The 13,794-nt window shown below is 71.3% G+C and carries 9 protein-coding genes; 5 read left to right on the top strand and 4 right to left on the bottom strand.

The window, feature by feature from the left end; translation table 11 throughout:
• Window positions 1-363: 363 nt before the first annotated feature.
• Complete coding sequence (locus tag AC3IYI_RS08305; protein ID WP_489409567.1) at window positions 364-1,266, bottom strand: alpha/beta fold hydrolase; 903 nt, start codon at window positions 1,264-1,266, stop codon at window positions 364-366.
• A 300-nt stretch (window positions 1,267-1,566) separates the two neighbouring features.
• Here AC3IYI_RS08305 and adhE point away from each other — a divergent pair, with 300 nt between their 5' ends.
• Together adhE and AC3IYI_RS08295 are read left to right on the top strand one after the other, a co-directional pair.
• On the top strand, window positions 1,567-4,203 hold the full coding sequence (gene adhE, locus AC3IYI_RS08300; RefSeq protein WP_489409566.1) for a bifunctional acetaldehyde-CoA/alcohol dehydrogenase: 2,637 nt from the start codon (window positions 1,567-1,569) through the stop codon (window positions 4,201-4,203).
• Window positions 4,204-4,335: 132 nt separating this feature from the next.
• Window positions 4,336-5,187, top strand: a complete 852-nt coding sequence (locus AC3IYI_RS08295) for an IS5 family transposase (RefSeq protein ID WP_489406963.1) — start codon at window positions 4,336-4,338, stop codon at window positions 5,185-5,187.
• A gap of 88 nt (window positions 5,188-5,275) precedes the next feature.
• Here AC3IYI_RS08295 and AC3IYI_RS08290 read toward each other — a convergent pair whose 3' ends face one another.
• Window positions 5,276-5,833: a TetR/AcrR family transcriptional regulator gene (locus tag AC3IYI_RS08290; protein WP_489411471.1), complete on the bottom strand. Its 558-nt coding sequence runs from the start codon at window positions 5,831-5,833 to the stop codon at window positions 5,276-5,278.
• Between the two features lie 218 nt (window positions 5,834-6,051).
• On the opposite strand from AC3IYI_RS08290, the gene AC3IYI_RS08285 reads away from it, so the two are divergent.
• The 3 genes from AC3IYI_RS08285 to AC3IYI_RS08275 all read left to right on the top strand — a co-directional run bounded on the left by AC3IYI_RS08285 (window position 6,052) and on the right by AC3IYI_RS08275 (window position 10,825).
• A complete protein-coding gene (locus AC3IYI_RS08285) occupies window positions 6,052-7,449 on the top strand; it encodes a purine-cytosine permease family protein (RefSeq protein ID WP_489409565.1) in 1,398 nt (465 codons plus the stop codon).
• Between the two features lie 199 nt (window positions 7,450-7,648).
• Window positions 7,649-9,301: an amidohydrolase gene (locus AC3IYI_RS08280; protein WP_489409564.1), complete on the top strand. Its 1,653-nt coding sequence runs from the start codon at window positions 7,649-7,651 to the stop codon at window positions 9,299-9,301.
• Between the two features lie 270 nt (window positions 9,302-9,571).
• Entirely contained in the window at window positions 9,572-10,825 is a 1,254-nt protein-coding gene (locus AC3IYI_RS08275) for a vanadium-dependent haloperoxidase (RefSeq protein ID WP_489409563.1), read from the top strand.
• 997 nt (window positions 10,826-11,822) lie between these two features.
• Here the strand turns inward: AC3IYI_RS08275 and AC3IYI_RS08270 are convergent.
• Both AC3IYI_RS08270 and AC3IYI_RS08265 read right to left on the bottom strand, forming a co-directional pair.
• Complete coding sequence (locus AC3IYI_RS08270; RefSeq protein ID WP_489409562.1) at window positions 11,823-12,488, bottom strand: acetate uptake transporter; 666 nt, start codon at window positions 12,486-12,488, stop codon at window positions 11,823-11,825.
• Window positions 12,485-13,588, bottom strand: a complete 1,104-nt coding sequence (locus AC3IYI_RS08265; RefSeq protein WP_489409561.1) for an ABC-2 transporter permease — start codon at window positions 13,586-13,588, stop codon at window positions 12,485-12,487. Before AC3IYI_RS08265 ends, AC3IYI_RS08270 begins: the two co-directional genes overlap by 4 nt.
• Window positions 13,589-13,794 lie beyond the last annotated feature (206 nt).

Genomic DNA, 13,794 nt, shown 5'->3' with positions numbered 1-13,794 from the left:
GGTCATGGGGAATGGGAGGGGTTGACATTGACGAGAAGCCAGTGTCTGGCGCGGACTTTACCTCCCCGGCCACTGATCGGCGTGCCGAACTGCCCAGGTCGTTGCTACAGAGTGATGTCCTGTGCAGGGCCGATCGGGCGGCTCTGGTAAACATGATCGAATTCCCTCGGACCCGGTATTCGCCCGTTTGCCTTACGGCAAGATCCTTTCCATTTACGGGCCCGCCGCGGCCGTCGAACCCCACCCCGGACCGGGCAGTGATCGCCGGCCAGCGCGCATCGGACTCGCCGCACGCCTGGACGGCGTACGTCGTTTCAGGTGAGCGGAGTTGGGAATCGCAGGGTCAGGCCCCGCACCGGCCGCCTACGCCGGCTGCTGCTCGTTGACGGGAGGTGCGGGCACCTCCCTGAGCAGCCATGTCAGTACGTCGGGCAGGGCGCGCAGCGCCGCGAAGTGCGCGGCGGCCGGGTCGATGTTCGTGGTGGCGCCCGGGATGCGGCCGGCCAGCCAGCGGGAGTGGCCCACGGGGGAGAACACGTCGAGCTCGCCGTGCCAGATCAGCACCGGGCAGCGGATGTCGGCCGGGTCGAAGCCCCAGGGGCTGCTGAAGGAGATGGCGTCGTCGATCCAGCCGTAGGCGGAGGTGCGGACCCCCTCGCGGTAATTGCGCAGCAGCATGGCCCGCAGCCCCGCGTCCGCGACGATCATGCGGTCGCTCTCGGTGAGCTCGCGGCGCAGCTCGTCCAGGAGCCGGCCGGGGTCCTCGGCGATCCCGGCGGCGCGCGGGATCAGCCGGGCGGCGAGCTCCTCTGGGTCCCGGCCCGCGGTGGAATGCTCCCGGACGTTCGAGGGGGACATGCCCTCGAACCAGTCCAGGTTCTCCGCGTCCCGGGGGGCCAGGGAGACCAGCGCGGCGGTCCGGGTGACCCGGTCGGGGAGCAGGGCGGCGCAGGCCAGCGCGCCGGGGGCGCCGCCGGAGCGGCCGGCCACGGCGAAGTTGTCCAGGCCCAGGGAGTCGGCGATCGCGGCCACCTCCGTGGCGACGTCGGCGACGGTGCGGCCCGGATGGCGGTCGGAGCCCCCGTAGCCGGGGCGGTCGTAGGCGATGAGCTGCATCCGGCGCTGGTAGAGGACCATGCCCCGGGGGGCGGGGCCCAGCCGGCTGCCGGGCATTCCGTGAAGCAGGAAAACGGGTTTGCCGTCCGGGTCGCCCCAGCGCTCCACCGTCAGATTCCGTCCGTCCGCGACGCGCACCTGACTGCGCACGCGCTCCCTCCCTCACGGTCGACGCGACTCGTCACGGTGATTGTGCTCGCTGGGGGAGGAGCGCGGTAGGGCGCACTTCGCGCGAAATTCTTGTGAAAGTTTTCACAAGCGCACAGGGGTCTTAGGTCCTTGGATATGTGTGCAGGTCAGATGGGTGATGGAGAGGCTGTGAACGAGTGTGAACGGCCCTTCGGCCCGGTGGATAAGGGCTTTTTCGGCGGCACGGCTTCCGCTTTTGGGTGTCGAATTGAGTCATCAGGAAAGCGGTTCGGGTTGAGTCGAAATGAAGGAGTTCCTGCCATGCAGGCGAACGAGATGGTGGATGGACTGGTCCAGGGGGCGCTCACGGCGCTCGACCAGTTCTCGTCGTTCAACCAGGAGCAGGTCGACCACATCGTCAAGAAGGCCTCGCTGGCCGCGCTGAGCCAGCACGGCGAGCTCGCCCGGCTCGCGGTCGAGGAGACCGGCCGCGGCCTCTTCGAGGACAAGGCCGTCAAGAACCTCTTCGCCTGCGAGCACGTCGTGAACTCGATGCGCGGGCTCAAGACCGCCGGCGTCATCCGCCGCGACGAGCTGAACGGCATCACGGAGATCGCCGAGCCGGTCGGCGTCGTCTGCGCGATGACCCCGGTCACCAACCCGACCTCCACCACGATCTTCAAGGCCCTGATCGCCCTGAAGACCCGCAACCCGATCATCTTCGCCTTCCACCCCTCCGCGCAGAACTGCTCGGCCGAGGCCGCCCGCATCGTCCGCGACGCCGCCGTCGCCGCCGGTGCTCCCGCCGACTGTGTCCAGTGGGTCACCGCCCCCTCGATGGAGGCCACCGGCGCCCTCATGAACCACCCGGGCGTCTCCACGATCCTCGCGACCGGCGGAAACGCCATGGTCAAGGCCGCCTACTCGTGCGGCAAGCCGGCCCTGGGCGTCGGCGCGGGCAACGTCCCGGCGTACGTCCACAAGAGCGCCAAGCTCGGCCGCGCGATCCACGACATCGTGCTGTCCAAGGCCTTCGACAACGGCATGATCTGCGCCTCCGAGCAGGCCGTCATCCTCGACGCCGAGATCTACGAGAAGGGCCTCGCCGAGTTCAAGCGGCTCGGTGCCCACGTCGTCTCCGCCGCCGAGAAGACCAAGCTCGAGCAGTTCGTCTTCGGCACCACCGCCTACGCGGCCGACGTCAACGGCGCCAAGCTGAACCCGGCGGTCGTCGGCAAGTCCCCGCAGTGGATCGCCGAGCAGGCCGGCTTCACCGTCCCCGCCGACGCCTCCATCCTCCTCGCGGAGTGCAACGAGGTCGGCGAGAACGAGCCGCTGACCCGCGAGAAGCTGTCCCCGGTCCTGGCCGCCCTGAAGGCCTCCGACACCGAGCACGGCCTCGAACTGGCCGCCGCGATGGTCGAGTTCCACGGTCTGGGCCACAGCGCCGCCATCCACGCCGAGGACGAGGAGCTCGTCGAGGAGTTCGGCAGGAAGGTCAAGGCGATCCGCGTCATCGCCAACTCGCCCTCCACCTTCGGCGGCATCGGCGACGTCTACAACGCCTTCCTCCCCTCGCTCACCCTCGGCTGCGGCTCGTACGGACACAACTCGGTGTCGAACAACGTCACCGCGGTCAACCTGATCAACGTCAAGCGGATCGGACGGCGCAACACCAACATGCAGTGGTTCAAGGTACCGCCGAAGATCTACTTCGAGCGCAACTCCATCCGCTACCTCGGTGAGATGGACGGCATCAGCCGCGTCTCGATCGTCACCGACAAGACGATGGTCGCCATCGGCTTCGTGCAGAAGGTCGTCGACATCCTGCAGGCCCGCGAGGGCGCCGTGTCGATCCAGATCATCGACGACGTCGAGCCCAACCCGGAGCTCGCCACCGTCCAGGCCGGCGCCGCGATGATGCGCGACTTCAAGCCCGACACGATCATCGGCCTCGGCGGCGGCTCGCCGATGGACGCCGCGAAGATCATGTGGCTGATGTACGAGCGCCCGGAGGTGGAGTTCGCCGACACGAAGGAGAAGTTCTTCGACGTCCGCAAGCGCGCCTACACGTTCCCCTCGCTGGGCGAGAAGGCCAAGATGGTCGCCATCCCGACCACCTCCGGCACGGGCTCCGAGGTCACCCCGTTCGCCGTCATCTCCGACCCGGCCGCGGCCCAGAAGTACCCGCTCGCCGACTACGCGCTGACCCCGAACGTCGCCATCGTCGACCCGATGCTGCCGATGGGCCTCCCGCCCAAGGTGACCGCCGACTCCGGCTTCGACGCCCTGACGCACGCCACCGAGGCCTACGTCTCGGCGTACTCGAACGACTACACCGACGGTCTGTGCCTCCAGGCCATCAAGCTCATCTTCGAAAACCTGCAGCGCTGCGTGGTCGACGGTCCGAACGACCCCGAGGCCCGCGAGAAGATGCACAACGCCTCCACGGTGGCGGGCATGGCCTTCGCCAACGCCTTCCTGGGCATGGTCCACGCCATGGCGCACACCCTGGGCAACACCTTCCACGTCGCCCACGGCCGCACCAACGCCCTGCTCCTGCCGCACGTGATCCGCCACAACGGCACGGTCACCCACAAGGCCACCCCGTGGCCCAAGGCCGAGGTCTACCGGGCGCCGGAGCGCTTCCAGGAGATCGCCAAGATGCTGGGCCTGCCGGCCGCCACGGCCGCCGAGGGCGTCGAGTCCTACGCCAAGGCCGTCGAGGAGCTCCGCAGCAAGTGCGGGATCACCTCCTCCTTCGCCGAGGAGGGCGTGGACGAGCAGGCCTTCATCGAGGCCCTGCCGACCCAGGCCATGAACGCCTACGCCGACCAGTGCGCCCCCGCCAACCCGCGGATGCCGATGATCGACGACCTGAAGCAGCTCATGCGCCAGGCGTACTACGGCAACGCCGAGGGCGCCCCGGCCAAGAAGGCCGCCGCCAAGAAGAAGTAACCGCCAAGGAGAAGTGACCCTTCTTCCTCCGAAGAACCTCCGCTAAGAGCGTCCGCCAGTAGGCGGGTGAAGTGGTGCAGGCACGGTCCCCGATCATGGAGTTCTCACGCTTCATGATCACTCGGGGTGTCCGTGCCTGCTGTCCCATCATGCCTGCTCAAACCGGTTCGCGACCAGTTCCTGGCGCTGCTGCCTGACCGTGAGGAGCGTCATCCGCTGGGCTGTCACAACCCGCGGATAGCCGACGGGATTGTCTTCGACCGCCTGGTCCAGGTCCTCGTCTTCGGCTGCGGATACGAACGCGCGGCCGACGAGTACTGCTCCGCCACGACGCTGCGGCGCCGTCGGGACGAGTGGATCAAGCTGGGAGTCATGGAGGAGCTGCGGCTGCTGGTCCTGAACGCCTACGACCGTGTGATCGGCCTGGATCTGGACCACCTCGTCGCGGACGGCTGCATCACGAAGGCCCCCTCTGGTGGTGAGTGCGCCGGCAGGAGCCCCGTCGACCGCGGTAAACAAGGCCTCAAACGCTCGCAGTTGACCGAAGCCCGCGGCATACCCCTGATCACCGAGCCTGCACCCGCGAACATCCGCGACCACACTCTCCTGCCCGCCACCCTGGACGCGTACAGCCATCTTGAGAAGGCCCTGGGGCCGTTGCCGGAGCGCCCGCGGCTGGGCCTGGACGCCGGCTACGACTACCGCCCCGTCCACGACGATCTGGCCGAACGCGGCATCGACGCACAGATCACCCCACGCGGAGAGAAAGTCCCGATCCAGGCGGGAGGCCGGTGGGTCGTCGAGCGCACGAACTCCTGGATGAACAACTTCGGGAAACTCCGACGCTGCACCGAGCGACGAAAGAGTGCCATCAAGTTCTACATCGCCCTGGCCTGCGTATTCGTCACCGTCCGCCACCTGATCCGCCAGGCATGGACCCGCTACCGCTGGAACACACGACCCCGCACACCCCGCATCCGATGACCTACTGGCGGACGCTCTAAGGAGCGGAAAGCCCTCCCGGGACGCTAAGGCCCGGGCGGGCTTTCCACGTGTCCGGGTGCGGCCGGGCTCAGGTGTGCGGGATCAGCAGGGCCGCGGCCGAGCGGGCGCGCTCCAGGGAGGTGGCCCGGTCCGCGCCCCGCTCGCCCAGCACCACCCGGGTGCTCAGGCCGTCCAGCAGGGCGAGCAGCTCCGAGGCGCGGGCGGGGACGTCCAGGCCGGCGGCGAAGCGGCCCTGTTCCACGCCCTTGGCGAGGAGCGCCTCCAGGTCCCGCTGCCAGTCGTCGTCGATCTCCTGCTGGGCGGCGCGCAGCGGCTCGTTCGAGGGGATGCGGGCCCACAGCTCGATCCAGAGCGTCCAGCGCGGATCGCGGGGGCCGCGGGGCAGGTAGAGCTCCAGGAAGAGCGCGAGCTTGCGGTGTGCGGTGAGCCGGCGGCCCAGCAACGCGGAGCGTTCCCCGGTCAGTTGCTGCTCGCTCCAGCGCAGGGCGGCCAGCAGCAGCCGGTCCTTGCTGCCGAAGTAGTACAGGATGTGGCCGCCGCTGGTGCCGAGCCGTTCGGCGAGCGCGGACATGGTGAGCGTCGCCAGCCCGTCCTCGGCGATCGCCGCCATGGCCTCTTCCAGCATCCGCTCCTGGGCGATCTGCCCGTCGCGCCGCCGTGCCGCTCCCGCCGCTCCTGCCACCCGTACCGCCTTCCCGATCTTCGTGGGCCGACCTTATCCCGGACAGGGTCTTGACGGGGTCCGGGTCGGCAGCGCATCTTGAATGCCATTCAAGAACTTAGAACGCCGTTCAAGGTCTGTTCACGGTTCACGGTTCACCGCCGAAGGTCAGGGGCAGACGCATGGCACACCAGGAGACGACGGCCGCCGTCGACGAGGTCTTCAGAGTCGAGACGCACGGCATCGACCCCATCCCGGACGCCGAGCGCCACGGCGGGGCCAAGGACCTCTTCTGGCTCTGGTTCGGCTCCAACCTGACCTTCACCTACGTGATCAACGGGGCCCTCGCCGTCGCCTTCGGCCTCAGCTTCTGGCAGGCCACCGCGGTGGTCGTGGTCAGCGGGCTGTCCTTCTTCGCGATCAGCGCCGCCGGACTCAGCGGCATCCGCACCGGCACCGCCACCCTGGTCATCTCCCGGGCCGCCTTCGGCGTACGGGGCAACTGGCCGGCGGGCGTACTGAACTGGGTGGTGAGCATCGGCTACACCATCGTCAACACCGTCGTCGGCACCCTGGCGCTGGAGGTCTTCTTCGCCGAGATCGGCCTGGGCGAAGGCACCCTGGTCCGGGCCGCCGCGCTCGGCATCACCCTCGCGCTCACCTTCGCCGTCGCCATGTGGGGCCACGCCACCGTGCAGTTCGCCGAGCGCTGGATGGCCTACGTCCTGGCCGTCGGCTTCGGCGCCCTGCTGGTCTTCGTCCTGCCCGGCGCCGAGACCACCGCCCCGGCCGACGCCCTGGCCCCGGGCCTGTCCGGCTGGAGCCTGGCCTTCGTCGTGATGCTCGCCGGGCCGTTCTCGTACCTGCCGATGCCCGCCGACTACACCCGCTACCTGCCCCGCACGACCTCGCTGAAGTCGATCACCTGGATGGGCGCGCTCGGCGGGTTCCTCTCCTCCGTCGCCCTCGGGATCGCCGGCGTGGCCGCCGCCACCCAGACCGACATGACCGACGCCGTCGCCGGGGCCGAGAGCCTGCTGCCCGGCTGGTTCCAGCCGCTGTTCCTGGCCCTGGTCCTGGGCGGCTCCGTCACCAACTCGATCATCACGCTCTACTCCTCCAGCCTGAACCTCCAGGTCCTCGGCATCCCGTGGAGCCGGGCCCGGGCCATCGTGGTCAGCGCCGCCGTGACCGCCGCCGGATCGCTGGCCGCGCTCTTCCTCACCGACTTCACCACCTCGCTGCTGTCCTTCCTCTCCCTCCTGATCATCGTGTTCGCCCCCTGGGGCGGCGTCTTCCTCGCCGACATGCTGCTGCGCCGCTGCCGCTACGACTCCGACGCGCTGCACGCCGGGAGCGCGGGCGCCTACTGGTACCGCTCCGGCTACCACCCGGCCGGCATGACCGCCCTGCTCGCCGGCATGGCCTTCGCCGCCCTGACCTGCGACTCCGAGCTGTGGACCGGGCCGCTCGTGGCCCCGCTCGGCGGCGCCGACCTCACCCTGCTCGGCTCGGTGGTCTCCGGGCTCACGTACTGGGCCCTCGCCCGCCGGGTGCCCGCGTACGCCCCGGCCGCCTGAGGGGCCCCTCCGGCCCTCCCGGCTCTCCCAGCTCTCCCAGCTCTCCCAGCCCTCCCGGCTCTCCAGCCCACCGGCCGTCTGGGGGGCCTGGGGCCCGGGGGGCCTTCCCGGCCCTCCCGGCCGCCTGGGACCCCCTCCCCGCCGCTCGCCTCCCCGACACCCACTTCCCCGTACGGCCTCTGCACAGGAGCACCACCCCATGTCACACCGCGCCCCCGCCGACCTGCTCCTCACCGGAGCCCGCATCCACACCGTCGACCCCGAGCTGCCCGAGGCCGAAGCCCTGGCCGTGCGCGACGGGCGGATCGTGTGGGTGGGCCCGGACGCGGAGGCCGCCGACTGGGCGGGCCCGGACACCGAGCGGATCGACGCGGGCGGCCGGCTCGTGCTGCCGGGGTTCATCGACGCCCACAACCACGTCCGGCTCGGCTCCGACGACGCGTGCGTGCAGCTCGCCGGGGTGCGCACGCTCGAAGCCATCCTCGACCGGATCGGCGAGTGGCGGGAGGCCAACCCCGACGCCGAGTGGATCGAAGCCGAGGCCTTCGACTACTCCGCGATCCCGGGCGGCCGCATGCCCACCGCCGCCGACCTGGACCCGGTCACCGGGGACACCCCCGCGATCGTGCTCTCGTACGACGTCCACACGGCCTGGCTGAACACGGCGGCCATGCGCCGCCTCGGCGTCGCGAAGGACCGTACCGACCTGCCCTTCGGCACGGCCGCCGTGGACCCGGAGACCGGTGAACCCACCGGATTTGTCAAGGACTTCGCCATCAAGGGACTCTCCCGCGACGGCCATCGCGCCCTGCGCGACCTGGGCGTGCCGTGGGCCTCCCCGGACCGCCAGTACGGACGCCTCGCCAAGAGCCTCGACGACGCGATCGGCTTCGGCATCACCACCGTCGTGGAGCCGCAGAACTCCCTCGACGACCTGGAGCTGTACGACCGGGCGCGCGCCGAGGGCCGGCTGCGCTCGCGGATCGTCGCCGCGCTGTTCCACCCGCGCGGTACGACCGAGGAGGACCTCGACCTCTTCGAGGCGGCGGCCAGGGTGCACGCGGGGGACCGCTTCCGGGTGGGTCCCCTCAAGCTCTACATCGACGACGTGGTGGAGCCGCGCACGGCCGCGCTGCTGGAGCCGTACACCGGCTGCGGGGCGCACCGGGGCGAGACCTTCTACCCGGCGGAGGAGTTCGCCGGTCTCCTCGCCCGGCTGGACGCGCGCGGGTTCCAGTGCTTCGTCCACGCCACGGGCGACCGGGGCATCCGCACCGTCCTGGACGCCGTCGAGCACGCACGGGCGGTGAACGGCCCGCGCGACGCCCGCCACCAGGTGGTGCACGTGGAATGCCTGGATCCGCAGGACGTACCGCGCTTCGAGCAGCTCGGCGTGGTGGCCTGCATGCAGCCCCGGCACTGCGCGCCGGAGATCGCCGGTCCGGGTCAGGACTGGGCGGAGAACGTGGGGGAGGACCGCTGGCACAAGGCGTGGCCGATGCGGAGCCTCTCCGAGGCGGGCGCCGTCCTGGCCTTCTCCAGCGACTGGAACGTCGCCGAGATGGACCCGATGGTCGGCATCTACACGGCGCTGACCCGGCGCCCGCTCGGCGGCGGCGACCCGTGGCAGGAGCAGGAGACGGTGGACGCCCGGACGGCGGTGTACGGCTACACGATGGGTTCCGCGTACGCCAACTTCCTCGAGCACGACCGGGGTTCACTGACGGTCGGCAAGGCGGCCGACTTCGTGGTCCTGTCCCGGGACATCCTCGCCGTGGCCCCGGAACAGATCCCCGGGACGGTGGCCGAAACGGTGGTGGTCGCGGGCGAGGTGGTCCACCGGGCCGGGTAGCTCGACCCGCCCCGGCCCCGCCGCCGCCGCACGTAACGCGATCATGGCGGGCGTACGACAGGTTCGTGGCCGAACGGGCCTGGAGGAAAAGGGCTGTTGTGCGGCCGAGTGATCGATGGCTAGCGTCGGTGCATGGCTACGAAGGCTCCCGTTCTGATCAAGCGGCGCGCGATCGATTTCCTGCGCGTCACCGGTGCAATGTGCCGGTGAGCGGCCCATCGGGCCGCCCGACCCGTCCGTCCCGAAGCCTTTCGCCTGTCAGGAGTGTTCGTGAAGCCGTCCCGCTCTGCCCTGCTCTCCCTCGGGTCCGCCCTGGTGCTGTCCGTCACGGTCGCGCTCCCGTCCGCGGCCCAGGCCGCGCCCGCGCCCGCCGACGGCGGGGCCGTCGTCCGTGAGTGGTACGACCTCACCGCGCAGACCGTCGCCACCGCCGGTGCGGCCACCCAGGTGACCAACAGTCGCACCTGGGCCATCAGTTGGCTCGCGGCCGCCCGGGCCGGCCGGGAAGCCCCCGGCGGCCGCGACCGGGCGGCCTTCCAGGACGCCGCCGTCGCCTCGGCCGTGCACGACGCCCTGGTGGACCTCGCCCCGGGCCGCGCGGCCGTACTGGACGCCGCGCTCGCCGAGAGCCTGCGCCGGATCCCCGACGGCCGCGCCGAGGACCGTGGCGTCGCCGCCGGAGCCCGGCAGGCCAAGCTCGCCCTCGCGGACCGCCGCGGCGACGGCCTCGACCCGGCCTCCGTGAACGCGTCCTTCACCGTCCCCGCCGCCGCCCCCGGCGTCTGGCAGCCCACGCCCGACGGCTACGCCCCCGCCGCGCAGTACGGCAACCGCGTGGCCAGGCCCTTCCTGCTCGACTCCCCGGACCAGTACCGGATCGGCCCGCCGCCCGCGCTGGACTCCCGCCGCTACCGGGCCGACCTGGCCGAGGTGCGCGCGTACGGCGCGGCCGGCTCCACCGCCCGCACCGCACGCCAGACGGAGACCGCCACCTTCTGGTACGGCTCCTCGCTGACCCTGTACACCGAGCCGCTGCGCGTCGCCGTCACCCGCTCGCACGGGTCCGCCGCCGAACGGGCCGCGCTGGTCGGCCTGTTCCACGCGGCGCTGGTCGACACGCAGATCGCCACCTCCGACAGCAAGTACGCGTACACGCGCTGGCGCCCGGTCACCGCGATCCGCACCGGCGCCATCGCCCCCGACCAGACCTGGACCCCGCTCCACCAGACCCCGGCCCACCCGGACTACCCCAGCGGCCACACCACCTACTCCGGCGCCGCCGAGGTGATCCTGGACGCCCTCGCGGGCCCCCGTACCGCTCCCTTCGCCCTCACCAGCCCGACCGCCCCCGGCGTCCGGCGGACGTACACCGGCTGGGGGCAGCTGACCCGCGACAACGTCGACGCGCGGATCTTCTCGGGCATCCACACCCGCTCCGCCGACGAGGCGGGAGTGACCCTCGGCAAGGCGGTCGGCCGCCACGCCCTGCACGACGCGGGCGCCCTGCTCGCCCCGCTGGGCTGAGCCCCGGCGCGGGGGCGGGCCGGCGGGCCGCGCTACCGCTTCGGCCAGTACCAGAGGGGTTCGTCCAGGGGGCGGGCGGGCGCGGGGTCAGCAGGGCGGCCGTCCACAGCAGGTAGCGCAGCGTCCCGTCCGAGAGCTCCGCCGCGCCCAGCGGGCGCAGCAGCCCGTGCTGGTGCAGCTCCAGCTCGAAGCGGCCGTCCCGTTCCGCGACCGCCACGGTGCTGCCCGGGAAAGCCACCTCGACGGCCGTGTCGAGCGCCGCGTGGTCGCCGGTCTCCCGGATCATCTGGAGCGCGGCCGGCAGGTCGGAGCCGTCCGCCGCGAGTACTGGCGTACGGGTTCCGACGCGCGGCGTGCGGGCCGGGGCGTCGGCGTCCGTGCGGACGTGGTCGTAGAACCGCCAGGAGCGGATCAGATCGCGCAGGGCCAGCAGGTCGGGGGCCAGCCTGGGTTTCGTGGGCGGTCCGTTGATCTGTTGATCGCAGCTTCGGCCGTGTCCTGGTGGCTGGGCTCTCGTTGTACGGGCAGAACGGCCTGCGGTATGGAATGCGGGCCCATGAGAATCCGCCCCGTGCCCAGGAAGCGACGCGGGGTCCCCGCCCCGCCCGGGTCCATACCGGGCGGAAAGCGTCCGGCGGGGCGGTTGCTGTAGCCACCGAATCGCCACACCCAGTGGCGGCACAGGCGGCAGGCACCGCACACGATGAGGACCGAGCCGCACCCAGCGGCACCGGCACGCGGCACACCACAGGCGTCCACACCCTGCCCTGCACCACACGCCGCCTTCCACCCGGACCTGAATTCGCAAGGCCCGGCCAGGAAACCTAAGCTCATCAGAGACGCTCACCGGTTCGGAGCGGACCCCGTCCCTCCCGCACGGCCCGCCCGGTCTTCTCCGGTCCGGCCCACAGCGTGGAGGGCAGTCCGGCCTCCCGGGCCAGCGCCGCGAGGGCGCCGCCCCGCGCGGAGTCGGCCAGCAGCCGCAGTCATGGGCCCGTCACGTCTCCGGGTGCTCCTCGGGCGCGAGGAAGCGGCCCATCGGAAGCACCTGGCGGCCCCAGGTGCTCGCCATGATCTGCCCGGCGAGCAGGTACGTGGCTCCGAGCGCGGCCAGCAGCCCGCTCCAGCCGGTGATCTGGTTCCAGATCACCGAGCCCGTGAACCCGCTGATCGTCATGGCCACGAAGACCACCAGCACGCAGGTGAAGGTGGACAGCAGCACCAGGTGGATCCGCCAGCTGCCGATCCACAGCACGAACACCACGAACACCCACGGCAGCGTGAACAGCCCGCTCACGTCCCCGCGCAGCGCCGGATCGGTGGCGGGCAGCACCCACTGGATCAGGAGGGCCTTGGACATCCAGAACAGTCCGAAGCCGCCGAAGACCGTGGCGTGCCAGGTGTCGCCGCGCTGCGCCTGGAAGAGCCCGGCCAGCAGTTGGGCGAGCCCGCCGATGAAGAAGCCGACCAGCGGCAGCACGGAGTGGCCGAGCTTCTCGGGGAAGACGCCCGCGTCGATGCCGGTGGCGATGGTGGTGACGACGATGAACCCGGTGAGGCCGAGGGGGCCCAGCTGCGCCTGCGCGCTGGGCTCCATCCGCTTGACGGAGACGGCCTGTTCGGCCGGTCCCATGCGGTTGCGGAGCTGGACGGGGTTGTTCATCGCACGGCTTCCCGCTCCGGCAGGGCGTCCGGTCCCTCGGGGAGCCCGCTGCCCACCGCAGCTCCGGCCTTGCCCCTGCGGCCCGCCGCGCAGGCCAGCGTGATCGCCGAGCCGAGCACCGCCCAGCCGCTCAGGACCAGCAGCGGCCCGGTGATGTCATTGCCCTTGAAGTACGCGATCGAGCGCGCGGCGTACGTGCCCGCGCCCGGCGGCAGCCACGGGCCGATGGCCTTCCAGAACGGCGGCAGCAGCGGGTAGGGATAGGCGCCGCCGGCGCTCGGGTTGCCGAGCACCACCACCAGCAGGATCGCGAGGCCGATGCCGACCACGCCGGCGAGTCCCTGGAAGGCCAGGGTGATCGCGCCGACGGCGAAGACGACGAGGGTGCCGAGCCCCCACAGGGCCCAGATGCTGCCGGGCAGCGCGCCCAGGACCGGGTCGGCGATCACCGCGCCGAGCAGCCCGGCCGCGATGGAGTACACCAGCAGGGCGCCGAGCCGGATGATCGCACGGTGGACGTTCGCGGGCCGGGCGCCCGCACTGATCGCGAGGATCGCGGCGCACAGGTATCCGCCCACGCACCAGCCCACGACCAGGTAGAAGGAGCTCAGGCCGCGCGCGTCGCCGGCGGCCGCCGGGGCCACGTCCACGACGCGGACGCTGCGTCCCTGGGTCTTCTCGACGACGCCGACGATCTCCTCGACGGCCTGGGACAGGGAGGCCCCGGCGCCGCTCGCGACCAGCAGCTTGTCGGTCGTGCCGGCCGGGTCGATGATCAGCGCGCCGTCCACGTCCCGGTTCTGGATCTGCCGCAGCGCCGTCGCCTCGTCCTGTACGGCGCGGGGATCGAGCGGCTTGCCCGGCAGCGCGGCGAGTTGTTTCGCCGTCTGCTCGGCGATCGGTGCGGCGGGCGCGGCCACCGCGATCGGGATCTCGCTGGGCGCGGGGTGATGGAAGGCCCCGACGTACGAGGTGATGAAGGCGAGCTGGAGCGCCAGTACGCCCAGGACCAGGAGAGCGGCCCGGGTGGTGACGGCGTCCTTGATCTCGGCGAGGAAGCCGCCGGACTGCCCTGGGTCTGTGTGGGTGGGCTGGGTCATGTCTCACACGCTCGGCGTACCGGGCGCGGGGCGCAGCAGGGGAGGGCCGAATGGATGACGGCCGGCGGGGTGGACCGGCGGGGTGGAGCGGTGGGGCGGACCGGCGGGACGACCGCGGATTTTTTACCGCCGCGTAACTTCCCAGTTTTACTACTCGCCCGTAATTTAGCGGCTGCAGCACCCCCTTGTGATCCGGATCACGGGAT

This window comes from Streptomyces sp. GL_148, assembly GCF_057834205.1.
The sequence above is the reverse complement of the archived record's forward strand: the minus strand, read 5'-3'. Positions and strand labels throughout refer to the sequence as shown.

Excerpts from the sequence above, each read along its gene's own strand:
- adhE (WP_489409566.1), top strand. The coding sequence starts at position 1,567 with ATGCAGGCGAACGAGATGGTGGATGGACTGGTCCAGGGGGCGCTCACG.
- AC3IYI_RS08290 (WP_489411471.1), bottom strand. The coding sequence starts at position 5,833 with ATGCTGGAAGAGGCCATGGCGGCGATCGCCGAGGACGGGCTGGCGACG.
- AC3IYI_RS08285 (WP_489409565.1), top strand. The coding sequence starts at position 6,052 with ATGGCACACCAGGAGACGACGGCCGCCGTCGACGAGGTCTTCAGAGTC.
- AC3IYI_RS08280 (WP_489409564.1), top strand. The coding sequence starts at position 7,649 with ATGTCACACCGCGCCCCCGCCGACCTGCTCCTCACCGGAGCCCGCATC.
- AC3IYI_RS08270 (WP_489409562.1), bottom strand. The coding sequence starts at position 12,488 with ATGAACAACCCCGTCCAGCTCCGCAACCGCATGGGACCGGCCGAACAG.
- AC3IYI_RS08265 (WP_489409561.1), bottom strand. The coding sequence starts at position 13,588 with ATGACCCAGCCCACCCACACAGACCCAGGGCAGTCCGGCGGCTTCCTC.